This window comes from Pseudomonas sp. S5F11 (assembly GCF_019641515.1).
Classification (GTDB): Bacteria; Pseudomonadota; Gammaproteobacteria; order Pseudomonadales; family Pseudomonadaceae; genus Aquipseudomonas; species Aquipseudomonas rhodesiae.
In genome coordinates this window covers 5,624,997-5,640,116 of sequence record NZ_JAIFJZ010000001.1, presented here as the reverse complement: position 1 = coordinate 5,640,116, position 15,120 = coordinate 5,624,997, and the positions used below count along the sequence as shown (strand labels likewise).

Annotated in this window: 12 protein-coding genes and 1 pseudogene; 8 read left to right on the top strand and 5 right to left on the bottom strand. The window is 60.2% G+C overall.

Going from position 1 to position 15,120, the window contains the following annotated elements; all coding sequences use genetic code 11:
* Positions 1–322: 322 nt before the first annotated feature.
* Entirely contained in the window at positions 323–781 is a 459-nt protein-coding gene (locus K1567_RS25550; protein ID WP_220698977.1) for an REP-associated tyrosine transposase, read from the top strand.
* A 306-nt stretch (positions 782–1,087) separates the two neighbouring features.
* Here K1567_RS25550 and K1567_RS28095 read toward each other — a convergent pair whose 3' ends face one another.
* The 3 genes from K1567_RS28095 to K1567_RS25535 form a co-directional block, all read right to left on the bottom strand.
* Positions 1,088–1,780: a methyl-accepting chemotaxis protein gene (locus K1567_RS28095; RefSeq protein ID WP_371263991.1), complete on the bottom strand. Its 693-nt coding sequence runs from the start codon at positions 1,778–1,780 to the stop codon at positions 1,088–1,090.
* 1,696 nt (positions 1,781–3,476) lie between these two features.
* The gene (locus K1567_RS25540) at positions 3,477–4,172 is read right to left on the bottom strand and encodes a tRNA (adenine(22)-N(1))-methyltransferase TrmK (protein ID WP_220698975.1); all 696 of its coding nucleotides are present in this window, start codon (positions 4,170–4,172) and stop codon (positions 3,477–3,479) included.
* A gap of 30 nt (positions 4,173–4,202) precedes the next feature.
* Positions 4,203–4,913, bottom strand: coding sequence for a FadR/GntR family transcriptional regulator (locus K1567_RS25535; RefSeq protein WP_220698974.1), 711 nt, complete (start codon positions 4,911–4,913; stop codon positions 4,203–4,205).
* Positions 4,914–5,237: 324 nt separating this feature from the next.
* Between K1567_RS25535 and K1567_RS25530 the strand changes: the two genes are divergently transcribed.
* Positions 5,238–6,596, top strand: coding sequence for an MFS transporter (locus K1567_RS25530; RefSeq protein WP_040268929.1), 1,359 nt, complete (start codon positions 5,238–5,240; stop codon positions 6,594–6,596).
* Positions 6,597–6,615: 19 nt separating this feature from the next.
* Positions 6,616–7,941 (top strand): glucarate dehydratase, encoded by a 1,326-nt coding sequence (gene gudD / locus K1567_RS25525; RefSeq protein ID WP_220698973.1) that lies wholly within the window; start codon positions 6,616–6,618, stop codon positions 7,939–7,941.
* 342 nt (positions 7,942–8,283) lie between these two features.
* On the opposite strand, the gene msrA is transcribed toward gudD, so the two are convergent.
* Positions 8,284–8,790 (bottom strand): peptide-methionine (S)-S-oxide reductase MsrA, encoded by a 507-nt coding sequence (msrA, locus tag K1567_RS25520; protein ID WP_034114605.1) that lies wholly within the window; start codon positions 8,788–8,790, stop codon positions 8,284–8,286.
* 96 nt (positions 8,791–8,886) lie between these two features.
* On the opposite strand from msrA, the pseudogene K1567_RS25515 reads away from it, so the two are divergent.
* The 3 genes and pseudogenes from K1567_RS25515 to K1567_RS25505 form a co-directional block, all read left to right on the top strand.
* A pseudogene (locus K1567_RS25515) lies at positions 8,887–9,021 on the top strand (3-oxoacyl-ACP reductase); the annotation flags it as partial.
* 181 nt (positions 9,022–9,202) lie between these two features.
* Positions 9,203–9,676, top strand: coding sequence for a VOC family protein (locus K1567_RS25510; protein WP_310794505.1), 474 nt, complete (start codon positions 9,203–9,205; stop codon positions 9,674–9,676).
* Between the two features lie 278 nt (positions 9,677–9,954).
* A complete protein-coding gene (locus K1567_RS25505; RefSeq protein WP_169868988.1) occupies positions 9,955–11,976 on the top strand; it encodes a methyl-accepting chemotaxis protein in 2,022 nt (673 codons plus the stop codon).
* A 69-nt stretch (positions 11,977–12,045) separates the two neighbouring features.
* On the opposite strand, the gene K1567_RS25500 is transcribed toward K1567_RS25505, so the two are convergent.
* On the bottom strand, positions 12,046–13,392 hold the full coding sequence (locus K1567_RS25500; RefSeq protein WP_220698972.1) for a hypothetical protein: 1,347 nt from the start codon (positions 13,390–13,392) through the stop codon (positions 12,046–12,048).
* Between the two features lie 379 nt (positions 13,393–13,771).
* Between K1567_RS25500 and K1567_RS25495 the strand changes: the two genes are divergently transcribed.
* Together K1567_RS25495 and K1567_RS25490 are read left to right on the top strand one after the other, a co-directional pair.
* Entirely contained in the window at positions 13,772–14,812 is a 1,041-nt protein-coding gene (locus tag K1567_RS25495) for an alpha/beta fold hydrolase (protein WP_169868986.1), read from the top strand.
* Positions 14,813–14,957: 145 nt separating this feature from the next.
* Positions 14,958–15,119, top strand: a complete 162-nt coding sequence (locus tag K1567_RS25490; RefSeq protein WP_080758769.1) for a DUF2986 domain-containing protein — start codon at positions 14,958–14,960, stop codon at positions 15,117–15,119.
* Position 15,120: the final 1 nt, after the last annotated feature.

Genomic DNA, 15,120 nt, shown 5'->3' with positions numbered 1-15,120 from the left:
AAAACCAGCGACGCGGTTTGTCTGGGTGACCGTGGTGGTCTTATGAGGGGCTGCTTCGCAGCCCAGCGCGGGGCAAGCCCGCTCACCACAAGAGCCCCGCTCACCACAAAAAAGTCCCTTCACCACAAGAGCCCCGTTCACCACAAAAAGCCCCGTTCACCATAACGAGTCTGATCAACAGAAAGGGCATCGCTGCTTACGGTCAGCTTGCAGGGCTGCAGGCGAGCAAGTCTGAATACATCTGGTCATCAACTGACAGATGCTCGTCACTCATCTCGGGCTAGCGTTAAAGCTCTTCAGAACAGTCATATAGAGCAACGCAATGCGCTTCCCCCCTCAATCCCATCGCCTGCGTCACGGTCGCTATTCGGAACATGGACGTAGCTACCTAGTGACCTTCGTTGTGAACCACCGTCGCCGTTTGTTCACTGACCTCTATCTGGGTCGGCTGCTGGTTGCCGAGCTGCGGCAGGCGCATGAACTGGGCCTAGTTGATTCTTTGGCCTGGGTCGTGATGCCAGACCATGTGCATTGGCTATTTGAGTTGAAGCAACGGAATTTGCCCGATGTGATAAGGCGCGTGAAGTCACGAAGTACGCTGACCATCAACCGACGCCGCCAAAGCAAGGAGCGGGTCTGGCAACCCGGTTATCACGACAGGGCGGTGCGTGCGCAGGACGATGTGTGCAAGATGGCTCACTACATCATTGCCAATCCCCTGCGGGCCGGCCTGGTGGAGCGGGTTGGAGATTTTTCGTTATGGGACGCCGCCTGGCTCTGATGTCTCAGCGGGCTTTGGAACATCTGGGAGGGTGTACGTCCATGCGTTTTATTTGTGGCGAGCGCGTCTTCTGTGGTGAGCGGGCTTGCCCCGCGCTGGGCTGCGAAGCAGCCCCTCTTACACACGCCGCGTTGATTCGGTACACCGCGTTGCCGGTCTTGGGGCCGCTTCGCAGCCCAGCGCGGGGCAAGCCCGCTCACTACAATGCGTTCGCGGGTCTCAGCCTGCATCCTGGGTGGGTGATCACGCCGTACCGGTCGGGCCTAAAACGTGGGAGTGGCGCGCAATCTCCGTCAGGTGCTTGTCTCAATCCAGGCGGAACCGCGCCGTGTTATCGCTCAGCGCCTGGCTGCCCTTGCTCAGGGTGTCCGCCGCGCGGTTCACAGCGCGGGCGCCGTCGAGCAAGCGCCCGGCGGCCTGGTCGACTTGTTGAATATTGCCGCTGACTTCATCCGCCGTGGTCGCTTGTTCCTCTACCGCCGTGGCGATTTGCGCCAAGGTGTCGGTGACGTTCTGCACCGCGCCGGCGATCTCGCCCAATCGCACGCCCAGCCCGGTGACCGATTCGGCATCGCTCAGTGCTTGTTCGCACGCGGCGCCCATCAGGGTGACGGCCTGGGTCACGGTGGCGCGCAGGCTGTCTACCGTGCCGGCGATCTGCGCGGTGGATGCCTGAGTGCGTTGGGACAGGCTGCGCACTTCATCGGCCACCACCGCAAAGCCGCGCCCTTGCTCACCGGCGCGCGCCGCTTCGATGGCGGCGTTGAGCGCCAGCAGGTTGGTCTGCTCGGCGATACCGCGGATGGTGTCGACCACCGATTGAATCTGCTGGCCCTGATCGCTGACTTGCTGCAACGCCGCGGCAGTGTCGGTCAGGCGTTGGTTGAGCTGCTGGATGCTGGCCGTGGTGCGTTCGCTGTCGCGGCTGCTGTCCTCGGCGATGCGCCGGGTTTGCTGGGCGCTGCCGGAGGCCTGTTCGCAACTTCTGGCGACCCCCATGGAGGTGGCGGCCAGCTGCGTGGCGGCGGCGGCGATCTGGCTGATCTGATGTTGCTGGTCTTCGACTTCGCTGAGGGTGCTACCCGATTGGGTGTTGAGGGTGATCACCGCCGAGCCGAGCTGCTGGGTTTCGTGATTGACCCCCAGCAGGCTAGTGCGCAGTTGCATCACCGCCACGTTCAATGCCGTGCTGATCGCCGCCAATTCGTCACGCCCCTGCACCGCCACTTCCACGCACAGATTGCCGTCGCGCAGGGACTCGGCCAGGGTCGTGATGCCACTGGCGCTACGCCGGATAGAAGCTTGCAAGCTCATAAACAGGTACAGCGCCGCCAAGGCCAGCAAGCCGAATGTCGCCGCCACCGGGATAAATTGCTGCAGTGAGCGATCGTGGTAATACGCCAGGCGCGCGTCCAGGGAATTGAGCGACTGGTTGCGCAGTGCGCCGAGGCTGCTCAGCATGGCGTCGACACTGCGCTCGAAAGCAGCGGTGTCGAGTTTGATCGTGCCGCCGAACACGCCGTCGTCCAGCACTTTGAGTTCGTTGTCCAGCACCTGCAGGCTGTTGTCGTACTGCGCGGTCCACGGCTCCATACCCGCGTAAGGCTTGGCCTTGAGCGATACGGCGGCCTTGATCAGTTGATCCCGCGCATCACCGATGCGGCTGCGCAGGTCACGCATCTGCAAGCGGCTCTGCAAAGTGAACTGCCCCGACGCGATGGACGACTGGCCGATGCCCGCCATGCGGCCGATGCGCTCGATCAGGTCGGGCGTCTGCTGCGTGGCGATTTGCATCGTCAGGTAGGTTTCCAACCAGGGGTCGAGGATCAGGCCGGTATCCAGCGCGATCTGCTCGCGCAATGCCTGCATGGCACCGAGCGCCGACGTGAAGCGGTCGTAGCCATCCGGCCACCAACCCACGGCGCGCAGGGATTGGCTGTCCAGGCCCTTGACCGCGCCTTGCAAGGTGTCGAAGCGTGCCTGAATGTCCGCGCTGACGTTCTGCGCCTTGAGTGTTTCACCCAAGGTTTGCAGGCTTTGTTGGATCGGTGCGTAGTTGGCATCCAAGGCGGCCATGGCAGCCTTCGCAGCGGGTGTGGGCTCGCGCAGCAGATCCACGGCCTTCCAGCGCGCAGCCAGGTTGCGCTGGGCGGTCAATTGCGCGTCCAGGCTATCGAGCGCCAACAACTGGCTGACACCGGAACGCTCGCTGGAAATCACGGTTAATTTTTCTCGGTAATCCTGACCGATCATCCACAAGCTACCCGCCAGGGGCAGCATGAAAAGGAAAAACAGCAGTTGGAATTTTCGCGCGAAACCAAACTGTCCGAGCAGGCGGATACCGGGTGATAACAAACTGTGCATGTCCGACTACTCCCTCAAACCACCCAGGCGGTGCAGCGCTGGGGGAAACCTTGAAATGACTAACGGCAAAACGCCATGTCATTGATTATTCTGGGACTAGCAAGATACGGGCCGTTGAGCCACAGCCCCGAAACAGGGCAGGCGATGTGCAAAAACGCGCCGTAGCGTGCTCGAAAATGGGGCGAAAGCACTCAGTCCTGGCAGTGACGGTGTCACCGCCGGGGACGACAAGCACGGGGATGTTCGGACAAGCACACGCTTCAACCATCCGCCGTCATAGGCAGGCTATCGGCTGCCTACCGCGCAAACTTGAAGACGCGATGAGGTGTGCTTAACCCAGCAGCTCCCGGATCCATTGCACCTGCCGGGCGATGTGTTGTTGCTTGCCGTGTAGAGCGCCCTGCTCCGACTGTTCAAGGCCTGCCAGCACCTTCTGCTTCAGACGCAACGCCCGTTGCCATTTGGCCAAAAACACCGGGCTGCGCGCCTGCATCTGCAGTGGGCCGAAGTACAGTTGTTCGGCGCTGTAGGCCACCGGCCCGGCGCGTTCGGCGACGATGATTTCGTAGTAGAAGCGGTTTTCGTGCACCAGCTCTTCGTTGAGGATCGTGTAAGCGTTATCCATCAACCAATGGCGCAGCGATGCCTCGCCGCCATTGGGTTGCAGAATCAGGCGCTCGCGGCCGCTCAAGCGCGCCTTGCCGCCGTCCAGGATGTCGCGAATCGTCTCGCCGCCCATGCCGCACAGGCTGATCGCGGTAATGCCGTCGTCGGGCTCGATGGCCGCAAGACCGTTGGCCTGGCGCACGCTGATGTGCGCTTGCAGGTCGTTATCGCGCACGGTGCGCTGGGCCGCGTGGAACGGCGTGCTCGCCAGCTCCCCCGCAACCGCCGAGCTGATCGCGCCACGACGCAACAAGGCTACCGGCAGGTACGCGTGGTCCGAGCCGATATCGGCCAGGCGCGCGCCCGACGGCACGTTCGCCGCCACGCGCTCCAGGCGCATGGATAAAGTGTGTTCGTTCAATTGAGGGTCCTATGGGCGCGTTCGAGCGTCTTACTCGCCGGAAAACCGGTCCCGGCTATTGGTCAAGTGCAGCACCATGGCTGCGCGGGCCGCGTCCGCGTCCTGACGCTTGATCGCGTTAAAAATCGCCTCATGCTCTAGGTGCGCCAACTGCCCCAGCTTCGCGAAGTCCGCGCCACCGCGCTCGGCGCCCTTGACCATGCTGCGCGGAATCATAGCGCTGCCCAGGTGCTGCATGATCTCGGTGAAGAAGGTATTGCCGGTGGCTTCGGCAATCAGCTGGTGGAAGCGTTTGTCTTCTTCCACACAACTGTCGTTGTTGGCCAGGGACGCCTGATAGTCATCCAGGGCCTGGCGCATATGGGCCAGTTGCGCATCGGAGCGTCGCCCCGCAGCCAACGCCACCGCCTGCACCTCCAGGCCCAGGCGCAGCTCCAGCATGTTGCGCACACTGGCCACCGTGTCCACATGCAGACGCAAGCCTTGCTGGGCGCGCGGCTCCAGCACAAAGGTGCCGATGCCGTGGCGCGTCTCCACCAGCCCGGACGCCTGCAGCTTGGAAATGGCTTCGCGCACCACCGTGCGGCTCACGCCGTGTTCGAGAACGATGGTGGATTCGGACGGCAGTTTTTCACCGGGTTTCAACTGCCCCAACAGGATGCGCTGGGTCAGATCATCGACCACGCCTTGAGCCAGGTTGGTGGAGCGTTTGCGTGGGGTGGCTGGGGGTTGGATGGGCATTGCGACGGGTCCACGGGGTTGGGCTGGGGAGAAGCTTAACATTCTGCCTGTTCGGCGTGACACGAATCCGAAACCCTCTAACTTGTATGACAACACTACACATCAAGACCTATTAGGGTCCTTTGAGAGAGACTACACTCCGGGCTTAACAACCGCTAAAAAACCCAATGAAAGCTGATAAATAACCAAAATACTCACTGAATGGCGGGCTTTATAAGAACAAATCCCGAGCAGTGCATTGCGACCCCAAGAAAACTACTTGTATGATGTCTATCAACAAAACGCACAAACCCGCATAAAAATAATCAGGGGGAGTCTTGAATTGTGAACAATTCAAACCACGCAGCTGTTGCTTCAGAACGCAGTCCGGTCCTCGCGCGCGCCGTGAGCAAAGTGAAGGGCCATGTGCTCCCACTGTTCGTGATCATGTTCATCCTCAACTACATCGACCGGGTCAATATCGGCTTCGTGCGAACGCACATGGAGCATGACCTAGGCATCGGCGCGGCCGCCTATGGCTTTGGCGCCGGGCTGTTTTTCATTGGTTATGCCCTCTTCGAAGTACCTTCCAATATGCTGCTGCAAAAGGTCGGCGCGCGTATCTGGCTGACCCGCATCATGTTCACTTGGGGCATCGTCGCCACGTTGATGGCGTTTATCCAGAACGAAACCCACTTCTACATTCTGCGTTTTCTGCTGGGAGTGGCCGAGGCTGGTTTCTTCCCAGGAGTGATCTACTACTTCACACGCTGGCTGCCGGGTGTGGAGCGCGGCAAAGCCATCGCGATTTTCCTCAGCGGCTCGGCGGTGGCCTCGCTGATCTCCGGCCCGCTGTCGGGTGCACTGCTGCAGATCGAAGGGTTTGGCCTGCACGGTTGGCAGTGGATGTTCGCCATCGAAGGCCTGGCCTCGGTGGCCATCGGGTTCTTCGTGTGGTTCTGGCTCGATTCCAAGCCCCACGACGCCAAATGGATGACCCGCGAAGAACAGGACGCACTGGTGGACGCCATCGACCAGGAACAGCGCGAGCGCGAGGCACTGACCAGCGTCAAGCCGACCCTCGGCCAACTGCTCAAAGACCGCCAGATTCTGTTGTTCTGCGCGCTGTACTTCTGCATCCAACTGACCATTTACGCCGCAACCTTCTGGCTGCCGAGCATCATCAAGAAGATGGGCGACCTCAGCGATGTGCAGGTGGGTTTCTTTAACTCGATCCCGTGGCTGATCTCGATCATCGCCATGTATGCCTTCGCCTCGCTGTCGGGCAAGTTCAAATTCCAGCAGGCCTGGGTCGCGGCGGCGCTGTTGATTGCGGCGGCGGGCATGTTCATGTCCACCACCGGCGGGCCGATCTTCGCCTTTGTGGCGATCTGCTTCGCGGCGATTGGTTTCAAGTCGGCGTCTTCGCTGTTCTGGCCGATCCCCCAGGGCTATCTGGATGTGCGCATCGCCGCGGCGGTGATCGCGCTGATCAACTCCATCGGCAACCTGGGCGGCTTTGTTGCGCCAACCACGTTTGGGTTCCTGGAGCAGACCACCGGCTCGATCCAAGGCGGCCTCTACGGCCTGGCCGGCACCTCGGTACTGGCCGCGATCCTGGTGTTCTTCGCCAAGACCTCGCCCTCGTCCACCTTGACCGCGCCCGGCAGCGTGCCCAGCGCCGCCCTCAGCAAACCTCTTTAAGCTCAACCAGGAACCTGCCATGACTACGCCAATCGTCACTCACTTTCAGGTCATCCCCGTGGCCGGCCACGACAGCATGCTGCTCAACCTCAGCGGCGCCCATGGGCCATTTTTTACGCGCAATATCGTGATTCTCAAGGACAGCAGCGGCCACACCGGCGTCGGCGAAGTACCCGGCGGCGAACGCATCCGCGAAACCCTGGAAGACGCGCGCAGCCTGGTGATCGGCCAACCCATCGGCCAGTACCAGCGCATCCTCAACCGCATGCGCAGCACTTTTGCCTCGCGGGATGCCGCCGGGCGTGGCCTGCAGACCTTTGACCTGCGCATCACCATCCACGCGGTGACCGCCATGGAAGCCGCCTTGCTCGACTTGCTGGGGCAGTTTCTCGAAGTGCCGGTGGCCGCACTGCTCGGCGAAGGCCAGCAGCGCGATGCGGTGAAAATGCTGGGCTATCTGTTCTACGTCGGCGACCGTACGGCCACCGACCTGGCCTATCGCAACGAGGCCGACAGCGATGATGCGTGGTTCCGCCTGCGCCATGAAACCGCCCTGACCGCCGAGGCGGTAGTGCGCCTGGCCGAGGCGGCCCAGGCCAAATATGGCTTCAATGACTTCAAGCTCAAGGGCGGCGTGCTAAGCGGCGATGCCGAAATCGAAGCGGTCACCGCACTGGCCGAACGCTTCCCCGAGGCACGCATCACCCTCGACCCCAACGGCGCCTGGTCGCTGAAAGAAGCCATCCGCCTGTGCCGCGACCAGCACCACGTACTGGCTTATGCCGAAGACCCCTGCGGTGCCGAAAACGGTTACTCAGGCCGCGAAGTCATGGCCGAATTCCGCCGCGCCACCGGGCTCAAGACCGCCACCAACATGATCGCCACCGACTGGCGCGAGGTGGGCCACGCGATCCAGCTGCAATCGGTGGATATCCCCCTGGCCGACCCGCACTTCTGGACGATGCAAGGCTCGGTGCGCGTGGCGCAGATGTGCCACGAGTGGGGCCTGACCTGGGGTTCGCACTCCAACAACCACTTCGATATTTCCCTGGCGATGTTCACCCAAGTGGCCGCCGCCGCACCGGGCGACATCACCGCTATCGACACCCACTGGATCTGGCAGGACGGCCAACGCCTGACCCGCGAGCCGCTGAAAATCGAAGGGGGTTATGTGAAGGTGCCGACCCGGCCCGGCCTGGGGGTAGACATCGACATGGACGCCGTGGCCCACGCCCATGAACTGTACAAAGGCATGGGCCTCGGCGCGCGGGATGACAGCGTGGCGATGCAGTTCCTGATTCCGGGGTGGCGGTTTGATAATAAGCAGCCTTGCCTGGTGCGCTGAAGCCTTCAGGTAAAGCGGATAAATGTGGAAGGGGCGGAGCGACGATTGGACTTGCTCCGATAGACACAGGTATCCACACAAGTCTTAAAGGCTGACGCATAACCCTGTGAGCGGGCTTGCTGTGGTGAACGGGCTTGCTGTGGTGAGCGGGCTCGCTGTGGTGAACGGGCTCGCTGTGGTGAGCAGGCTTGCCCTGCGCTGGGCTGCGAAGCGGCCCCAAACCCAGGCACCTCGGAGTGTCAGATGAAACCACATTGCCTGGAGTGGGGCCGCTTCGCAGCCCAACGCAGGGCAAGCCTGCTCACCACGGAATTCACGGCCTCTCCCCAGCGCTACTCACGCTTAGCTCCGCTTGGGCAATGTCCAATTCGGCCGAATGAAGTGGCAGGTATACCCGTTGGGTATCCGCTCCAGGTAATCCTGATGCTCCGGCTCCGCCTCCCAGAACTCCCTTGCAGGCTCTATCTGCGTAACCACAGGCCCCGGCCATAGCTGGGAAGCATCCACGTCAGCCGCGGTGTCTTCGGCAATCTCCCGTTGCTGCTCGCTCAGGTAGTAAATCGCCGAACGATAGCTTGGCCCCAGATCATTGCCCTGCCGATTCGGCGTGCTGGGGTCATGGATCTGGAAAAAGAACTCAAGGATCTGTCGGTAGGAAATCACCGCCGGGTCAAACACGATTTCAATCGCTTCGGCATGGTTGCCATGGTTGCGGTAGGTGGCATTCGGCACATCGCCGCCGGTGTAGCCGACGCGCGTGCGCAGCACGCCGGGGTAGCGTCGCAGCAGGTCCTGCATGCCCCAGAAGCAGCCGCCGGCGAGGATGGCGGTTTCGGTTGGGTTGGTCATGGTGTGTCCTTGCGCTTGGTGGATATGGGGATAGTTATGGGGTGATATCGGGGCAATACCAAGCTGGATCGCGGAAAAACGACCGCTGGGCCACCAATCGCCAGCCGTATCTCCCTGGGCCGCGTTGGTCTGCAGGATGATATAGGCGCTGCGGTTGCAGCGATCTTGTCCGATGACATGGCCTGGGCTAATGGGACGACGTTTGATATCTCGGGCGGGCAACTGTTGTAGCTTGGTTGTACGGGATCATTTTTGATCCCATCGGGGCAGAGGTATCTACACCTCCTGGGTGAAAACATCACCTGAGAGATGAGGTTCCTGTGATGAGCAGACTTGCTGTGCTCACCACAGATTTATTTTTCAGTCTTTGAGACTGATGTAGATACCTGGGCCTTTCGCGGTGAAGCCTGCGATGCGAGCCCGATTGGGCCCTTTCACCGGTAGTCGTTTCGGGCCAGACTCATGCGTATTCATAGCCGCAGTGGTAGCCACCATGATTTCCCATGTTTGTTTAGGCGTAGGTGATTTTGATCGGGCCTTTGCTTTCTACTCAAAAATAATGGCCGACTTAGACCTCACTTTAAAATTCTGCGAAGCGAGTAAGCCGTGGGCCGGTTGGGTCTCAAAAACCTCATCTCGCCCCCTTTTCGTCATAGGAAAGCCATTTGACGGCAACGCATGCGAGCCCGGCAATGGAAATATGGTGGCGCTACTTGCACCCAATCGGGAGGCGGTAAGAAGAAGCCACGCAACCGCACTGGCCTTAGGCGGAACGTGTGAGGGCGCGCCTGGATTAAGGCCTCACTACCATCCCGACTATTACGGCGCGTACTTTCGAGACCCTGACGGTAACAAGCTTTGTGTCTGCTGCCACAGCCCAGCATAAGATTAGTCGGCGTTTATAAAGAGAGCTGCCAACGCTCAAGCAAAGTCGAGGGCATCAACCCAATAGCTCGTGGACTTTACGTAGCCGAAAGACTTTAAAACGGCCCACGGGTTTTCTCATAGCCTTGACCTAGAGCTGCCGCCGTATGCATCCCCACCTACGACCCGCGTCCATCCGTCGCATCCCCCCACCCTCCCCCTCCAGCCCCCATCCAACCTGCCGATAACCCTACTAACCACATGCCTTACCCCGCTTCCCCACCCGACCGAGCCCACCCCATGAATCCACTCGCCCTTATAAAAAAATCCCGGCCCGCTCGCCAAGGCACCACCACCCTCACCTGTACCGCCAGCGACCTGGACGCCGCTTTAGCCGCCCAGCGCCTCACGCCGACGTTGATCACGGGCTTCATCTCGCCGCACTTGGACATCGACGCCATCGCCGCCAAGCTCAAGCGCCGTTTCCCGCAATCCACCATCAGTCTGTGCACCACCTCCGGCGAGTTGTGCAACGCACCCAATGCTCTCTACTGCAGCACCGGCGAGCGCTGGGATCGGATGGTGTTGCAGTTGTTCGATGCCAGTGTGATCGCCTCGGCCGAGGTGGTGATGGTGCCGTTGGAGTGCGAGGACATCCGCAGCGGTGGCAAGCGCCTCAAAATGCAGGAGCGGATTGCCAAGTTGGTGGCCAATATCAAGCGGGTGCAGGTGAATACACCAATCGATCATCGCGATACCTTGGCGTACGTGGTGTTCGACGGGCTGTCGGCGTCGGAGTCGTTTTTTATGGAGGCGCTGTACGAGTCGGGGCGGTTCCCGTGTTTGTTTGTAGGGGGATCAGCCGGGGGTAAGTCGGATTTCCAGAAGACGCTGATTCATGACGGCCAGCGCAGTTATCAAAACCACGCGCAAATCGTGTTCGTGAAAACCGCGGCGGATGTGCGTTTTGGCGTGTTCAAAAGTCAGAATTTCAAGCCTGCCGACCTGACCTTCAGTGTGCTGACCGCTTCGGTGGAAGACCGCACTATTGACCAGGTCATCGACAGCAGCGGCAACATCAAGAGCATGGTGCAGGCGCTGTGCGATGCCTTCAACTGCTCGCCCCAGGCGCTGGAGCCGAAGCTGGCGGATTATTCGTTTGCTATCCGCGTGGGCAGTGAATTGTTTGTGCGCTCCATCGCACGCATCGACTATGAACAGCAGATTGTGCAGCTGTTTTGCGACGTGGCGCCGGGCGAAGAGTTGGTGATGGTGCGGCGTACGCCGTTGCGGGAGGCGACGCGCCGTGACTACGAGCAGTTCTTGCGCGGCAAGGGTGGCCAGCCAGTGGCGGGCATCTTGAATGACTGCATCTTGCGGCGGCTGAACAATGGCGCCGAGCTGGGCAGCATGGCCGGCACGTTCGGCGATGTACCGCTGGCGGGGTTCTCCACCTTTGGGGAAATCCTGGGTTTGAACCTCAACCAGACACTGACTGCGATTTTCTTTTTCCGAGTGGGCAAAGGCGCGAGTTTCACCGACGAGTATGTGGACAATTTCATCGCCCATTACGGCGAATTCAAGGCGTTTTTCCTACGTCGCCAGGTGAAGAAACTGGCCGGTTTGAACCATGTGGTGGTCAAGCAGATTGCCGCGTTCAAAAACAACAACTTCGCCAACACCCTCAATACCCGGGGGCTGGACAGCAATATCCTGCCGGTATTCGAAGGGCTGGCGGACTTGGGCATGGTGTTGGCCCAGGCTGAGCGTCAGCAGGAAGACATCGCTGCGCAGCTCAAGCATTACTCGGGTGAGTTGCACGCGTCGATGGATGAACTGGTGGGGACCATCGGCCAGCAGAACACCGTGTCCGCCCAGGCCGGGGCCACGGTAGAGGGGCTGTCCAGCCAGGCGGACGTGGCGGTGGAAGGTGCGCGTACGCTGGCGGGGTCGAGTTTGCGTATTCAGTCGATCGTGCAGGTGATCCAACAGATCGCCGGGCAAACCAACCTGCTGGCGCTCAACGCAGCCATTGAAGCGGCACGCGCCGGTGACTTGGGCCGTGGCTTTGCCGTAGTGGCGGACGAAGTACGCAAACTGGCGGAAATCACCCGTAAGAATGCGGCGGAAATCGGCGTGGATATTGACCTGCTGTCCAGTGAGATCCAGCGCGTTGCCCAGCAGATCGAGGACCAATCCACCGGGGTCGGCGCACTGCGCGAAATGCTCGACGCTCTGGAGGCGTCCAGCCGCGCCACCGAGGGCACGGCGCAGCGGACCAAGACAATTGCCGATACGTTGACGGGGCTTACACATGCGTAGGCATCCGTCGGGTCGCCAGGGCTGCACGCTGATCCGCCATTAGCCGCCGCACCTGGCTGATAGGCCACTTCAAGGTTTGTACTGTTTGATCAGATTGAACAATTGACGGGTCCAGACCCAACGCGCGCTGGGCCTTTCGCGGTTGTCCGAAAGCGCATCAAGTAGGGTGCGCTCACGCGCTAAGCCTGAGACAAGGCCCGGCTCTGAGCGCTGCGGACCTGGAACGTCAGAAGGTTCGACTGGCTTGATCAACGAGCCGGTAGCCGGGTCTATCGTATACCCCGCTGCCTTGCCTTTTTCGGTGAGGGTCCAGACGCCGTTTACGTTATCAGCGAGCGCCTCGGAGGGCGGGCGCCTTATGGATTCGTCGGTGGTAACGACGATGTTGTCTTCGACAGGGATCACTTTAAAGGTGGTGAACTCATCGCCGAGCCCAGCTTGCTTGCCACCTTCGTCCGAAAACCTATTCACCATTTTTTCCAGGAACGGCAGGCCGCCAATATTGGAAAGCGCCCCGTAATCCGGATTGAGGATATGTCGCAAATAGCCCTGATCAAGTCGGGTACTGGTGATGGCCGTGCCGTTCAGAATTCGTGAGGCCGTTGCCGCGTCTTCTTGCTTAAAGTTGAACGTTACGCGATACCCCTGTGCATCGTAGCCGTTATTGGAACTCAACTGCTGGCGCCCGTCGCTTGCACGACGATAGCTGCCGAGTGAATGAGCCAATTGATCCACATAGCCCAGACTGGCACCCTCCTCCTGTGCGTAAGCGAACATATCCGCGATCAGTGCACGATCATCGTGACGTAAAAATTCAAAAACGTTCTGGCCTGCATTTTCGTAGGTCGCAGGCGGCAGGGCGACCGGCGGCTCGTGGCTACCGAACAAGCGCGCAATCATCAAGTCACGGCCAGCTACTGACCTTGAGCTGGGTGCTGCGGGGGACACCGCAGACTGCATCTGCAACCAAGCTGCACGTCGCTCATTCATGGTGAAAGTGCCGTCGTCGTCGTGGGCGATCAAGCTCAGGTGGTCGCGGGCGAGGTCTTTGAACGGGTTGATGTCAGTACCGTTGACGAAGCCAGTGGCCTGCCGAGCACGCGCCAGGAGGTCCGGGTCATCGGTATCGGGGGTCTGTGCGTCGTGCCGCACTTTGTTGGCGAAGTAGTTGCCATCTGTAATTGGGTCGACCAGATTGGAGCCTTGCTGAACGATACGGTTTTCAGCGTGCGTTGCGGCGTCACTTAACTGGCGCGCAAGGGTCGAAACGGTCTCGGTAGCTGGGTGACTATTGGTTGAAACACGCACACTTGCACGCTCATGGGCAGGCATAGCAGCGTAGTCGTTAGCCGCACTGACGGAAGTGCTTGTCAAATGACGGTAAGACGAGGACGCATCAGGATTGAGATTGACCATGAACATCGCTCCTTTCTTAAGGAAGCAGCCATAGTGCTGCATGAGTCCCGGCTCAATAACTTAAAGTTCGCCCTAACATTGCAAGTTTTTTAAACCAAATAAAGGCATCAACTTCCTAAAAACACGAAGTCTCCATCTGTAAGACATTCAAGAAGGAAGCCGCCAGCAACTTCCTAGTCCTGCCTCTCTACTATAAAAACCGCCTGTTTTAAGCCATCTGGCGACCGTCACTTCAAACGCGGAATTTCAAAAAACCAGTGATCGACTTGCTGCCATATCCCGAAGGTTTACCCATGTGCTGATCAAAAATAGCCCGCACCATGGCGCTGGAGTCATGATGCCGTGCATGATGCCTCGCTCACCTCAAGGACGATAAAAAGTGAAAATCAGCCTCGCCGCTTTGCTGCTGACTTGCCTTGCCGGACCTGTGCTTGCAGTTGATATCCCTATCGGATTTCAGACCGCCACCCTCCCCGATGCGCAAAACAATCGCCCATTGCAACTGACCGTCTGGTATCCCGCCGCTACCACTGCGGCCCCCGAACCGATCGCCGACGATACGGTGTTCGTCGGCGCTCTCGCGGTGCCGAACGCGCCGGTGGTGGCAGGGGAGCATCCACTGGTGGTGCTCTCCCACGGTTATGGCGGCAATTGGCGCAATCAGGTGTGGTTGGCCAGCGCATTGGCACGGCGGGGTTATATCGTGGCGGCGGTCAATCATCCAGGCACTACCAGCAAAGACCGCAGCCCCGCCGCCGCTGCGCAGTTATGGCAAAGGCCCAGGGATTTGAGCCGGGCGATCGATGGGGTGCTGGCCGAGCCGGGCCAGTTCGGTGTGGTCGCCAAAGGCCAGATTGCCGCCATGGGCCATTCCCTGGGCGGCTGGACTGTGCTGGAAATGGCCGGCGCGCGGTTCGATCCCGACCGGTTTGCCCGAGACTGCACCGTTCACCCTAAGCTCGGCGGCTGCCTCGGTTACCGGCAAATGAACCCCGCCGGTACGCTAGAGGGTAAAGAGCGCTTGGCTGCGGATTTAAGCGACCAGCGCGTCACCGCCATTGTGTCCTTGGACCTGGGCCTGTCGCGCGGCTTCACCGATGCCAGCCTGGCGACATTGCCAGTGCCGGTGCTGGTGATTGCGGGAGGCGTGCCGTCCGAGGACATGGACCCGCAGTTGGAGTCCGCCAATATGGTCAAGCGCCTGCCAAAAGCCACGACTCAATATATGGAGATCGCCGACGCCACCCACTTCAGCTTTATGTCGATCTGCAAACCAGGCGCCGTGGCGTTGATTGAAGCGGATTCGCCGGGCGATGGGATGATCTGCCAGGACGGCAACGGGGCGAGGCCACGGTCAGTGGTCCAGCAGCAGGTGGTCGACCTGATCGATGCATTCCTGCAGCGTTCATTTCACAACTGATACTTGGGCCTGGGGGATGTTCCTCCTTATGAAACACCCGGACGATACAGCCAAAGCGCGATCTACGCCTGGATTGCGCCTAGGCCCCACGGTGCAGCTTGCTTAGCTGGTATGATCCGCGCGTTGACAGCCCCGGTAAAAACCCATGAATCGCCAGAAAAAACTCCAGCAACTGTTCAAGGCCAAGGCCAAGAAAGCCAGCGCCAAATTGGCGCCCAAATCCAAGGATCGCTACATCAGCAAGGCCGAGCGGGAAAGGCTGGCGGCTGAAGCTGCCGAGGCGCCCAGCCCGTCCCCCGAAGCCTGAC

Coding starts and splice junctions, on each gene's coding strand:
- K1567_RS25550 (WP_220698977.1), top strand. CDS start 323: ATGCGCTTCCCCCCTCAATCCCATCGCCTGCGTCACGGTCGCTATTCG.
- K1567_RS28095 (WP_371263991.1), bottom strand. CDS start 1,780: ATGGGGGTCGCCAGAAGTTGCGAACAGGCCTCCGGCAGCGCCCAGCAA.
- K1567_RS25535 (WP_220698974.1), bottom strand. CDS start 4,913: ATGCCCATCCAACCCCCAGCCACCCCACGCAAACGCTCCACCAACCTG.
- gudD (WP_220698973.1), top strand. CDS start 6,616: ATGACTACGCCAATCGTCACTCACTTTCAGGTCATCCCCGTGGCCGGC.
- msrA (WP_034114605.1), bottom strand. CDS start 8,790: ATGACCAACCCAACCGAAACCGCCATCCTCGCCGGCGGCTGCTTCTGG.
- K1567_RS25510 (WP_310794505.1), top strand. CDS start 9,203: ATGCGAGCCCGATTGGGCCCTTTCACCGGTAGTCGTTTCGGGCCAGAC.
- K1567_RS25505 (WP_169868988.1), top strand. CDS start 9,955: ATGAATCCACTCGCCCTTATAAAAAAATCCCGGCCCGCTCGCCAAGGC.
- K1567_RS25500 (WP_220698972.1), bottom strand. CDS start 13,392: ATGGTCAATCTCAATCCTGATGCGTCCTCGTCTTACCGTCATTTGACA.
- K1567_RS25490 (WP_080758769.1), top strand. CDS start 14,958: ATGAATCGCCAGAAAAAACTCCAGCAACTGTTCAAGGCCAAGGCCAAG.